This is a genomic window from Cupriavidus sp. FW305-F7 (assembly GCF_058782875.1).
In genome coordinates, this window is the sequence record NZ_JBYSYC010000111.1 from 1 (window position 1) to 3050 (window position 3050).

General features: G+C 52.9%; 1 rRNA gene. It reads right to left on the reverse strand.

Annotated elements, in window-relative coordinates:
- Positions 1-32 precede the first annotated feature (32 nt).
- Positions 33-2916: ribosomal RNA gene (locus AC3WL8_RS39760) — 23S ribosomal RNA — on the reverse strand.
- Between the last annotated feature and the right edge of the window lie 134 nt (positions 2917-3050).

The window sequence follows — 3050 nt, forward strand, 5'->3', positions numbered from 1 at the left end:
CGATCACACACCAGGCAAAACACACTGGTTATAGGATCAAGCCTTACGGGCAATTAGTACTGGTTAGCTTAACGCATTACTGCGCTTCCACACCCAGCCTATCAACGTCCTGGTCTCGAACGACCCTTCAAGGAGGTCAAGCCTCCAGGGAATCCTCATCTTCAGGCGAGTTTCCCGCTTAGATGCTTTCAGCGGTTATCTCTTCCGTACATAGCTACCCTGCGATGCCTCTGGCGAGACAACAGGTACACCAGCGGTACGTCCACTCCGGTCCTCTCGTACTAGGAGCAGCCCCCGTCAAGATTCCAACGCCCACGGCAGATAGGGACCAAACTGTCTCACGACGTTTTAAACCCAGCTCACGTACCTCTTTAAATGGCGAACAGCCATACCCTTGGGACCGGCTACAGCCCCAGGATGAGATGAGCCGACATCGAGGTGCCAAACACCGCCGTCGATATGAACTCTTGGGCGGTATCAGCCTGTTATCCCCAGAGTACCTTTTATCCGTTGAGCGATGGCCCTTCCATTCAGAACCACCGGATCACTATGTCCTGCTTTCGCACCTGCTCGACTTGTCGGTCTCGCAGTTAAGCACGCTTTTGCCATTGCACTTTAGGTACGATGTCCGACCGTACCAAGCGTACCTTCGAACTCCTCCGTTACACTTTGGGAGGAGACCGCCCCAGTCAAACTGCCTACCATGCACTGTCCCCGACCCGGATTCACGGGTCAAGGTTAGAACCTCAAACAAACCAGGGTGGTATTTCAAGGACGGCTCCACGTGAACTAGCGTCCACGCTTCAAAGCCTCCCACCTATCCTACACAGATCGGTTCAAAGTCCAATGCAAAGCTACAGTAAAGGTTCATGGGGTCTTTCCGTCTAGCCGCGGGGAGATTGCATCATCACAAACACTTCAACTTCGCTGAGTCTCGGGAGGAGACAGTGTGGCCATCGTTACGCCATTCGTGCAGGTCGGAACTTACCCGACAAGGAATTTCGCTACCTTAGGACCGTTATAGTTACGGCCGCCGTTTACCGGGACTTCAATCAAGAGCTTGCACCCCATCATTTAATCTTCCGGCACCGGGCAGGCGTCACACCCTATACGTCCACTTTCGTGTTTGCAGAGTGCTGTGTTTTTATTAAACAGTCGCAGCCACCATTTTATTGCAACCCCTTCACCCTTCTGGCGCAGGCCAGTCAAGCTACCAGGGCGTACCTTATCCCGAAGTTACGGTACCAATTTGCCGAGTTCCTTCTCCCGAGTTCTCTCAAGCGCCTTAGAATACTCATCTCGCCCACCTGTGTCGGTTTGCGGTACGGTCTCGTATGACTGAAGCTTAGAGGCTTTTCTTGGAACCACTTCCAATTGCTTCGCAGCACTAGGCCGCTCGCCCCACATCCTTGAATTCCGCGCCCGGATTTGCCTGAGCGCCTTCTCCAATGCAGGGACCGGGACTTCCAACACCCGGACAACCTTCCGCGATCCGTCCCCCCATCGCATCATACGACGGTGCAGGAATATTAACCTGCTTCCCATCAGCTACGCATCTCTGCCTCGCCTTAGGGGCCGACTCACCCTACGCCGATGAACGTTGCGTAGGAAACCTTGGGCTTACGGCGAGGGGGCCTTTCACCCCCTTTATCGCTACTCATGTCAGCATTCGCACTTCCGATACCTCCAGCATCCTTTACAAGACACCTTCACAGGCTTACGGAACGCTCTCCTACCACGCACATTGCTACTGTGCGTCCGCAGCTTCGGTATATAGCTTAGCCCCGTTACATCTTCCGCGCAGGACGACTCGATCAGTGAGCTATTACGCTTTCTTTAAAGGGTGGCTGCTTCTAAGCCAACCTCCTGACTGTTTTAGCCTTCCCACTTCGTTTCCCACTTAGCTATATTTGGGGACCTTAGCTGGCGGTCTGGGTTGTTTCCCTCTTGACACCGGACGTTAGCACCCGATGTCTGTCTCCCGTGATTGCACTCTTCGGTATTCGGAGTTTGCTATGGCGGGGTAATCAGCAATAGACCCCCCAACCATGACAGTGCTCTACCCCCGAAGGTGAGACACGAGGCACTACCTAAATAGTTTTCGGAGAGAACCAGCTATTTCCAGATTTGTTTAGCCTTTCACCCCTATCCACAGCTCATCCCCTAACTTTTCAACGTTAGTGGGTTCGGTCCTCCAGTACGTGTTACCGCACCTTCAACCTGGCCATGGATAGATCATCTGGTTTCGGGTCTACACCCAGCGACTCAACGCCCTGTTCGGACTCGCTTTCGCTACGCCTTCCCTAATCGGTTAAGCTTGCCACTGAATGTAAGTCGCTGACCCATTATACAAAAGGTACGCCGTCACCCCTTACGAGGCTCCGACTGTTTGTATGCATGCGGTTTCAGGATCTATTTCACTCCCCTCCCGGGGTTCTTTTCGCCTTTCCCTCACGGTACTGGTTCACTATCGGTCGATCACGAGTATTTAGCCTTGGAGGATGGTCCCCCCATCTTCAGACAGGATTTCACGTGTCCCGCCCTACTTGTCGTACACCTAGTTCCACAACGCTGTTTTCGCATACAGGGCTATCACCTGCTATGGCCGGGCTTTCCATCCCGTTCTGCTAACAATGCTGCTAAAGAGTACAAGGCTCTTCCCATTTCGTTCGCCACTACTTTGGGAATCTCGGTTGATTTCTGTTCCTGCAGCTACTTAGATGTTTCAGTTCGCCGCGTTCGCTTCCCTGACCTATGTATTCAGTCAGGGATGACCCATACGGGCCGGGTTTCCCCATTCGGACATCTCCGGATCAAAGCTTGTTTGCCAGCTCCCCGAAGCTTTTCGCAGGCTACCGCGTCCTTCATCGCCTGTGATCGCCAAGGCATCCACCACATGCACTTGTTCGCTTGACCCTATAACGAGTGTGTCTCGATTGCTCGAAACAGTCGCTACAGGATGAGTTCTCGCATTTGTGCCGTATTCCAAGTCATCTTTCGATCACTTAAATACATTTTGGTTGATACAATCACAACCCGGTATCGCGTTT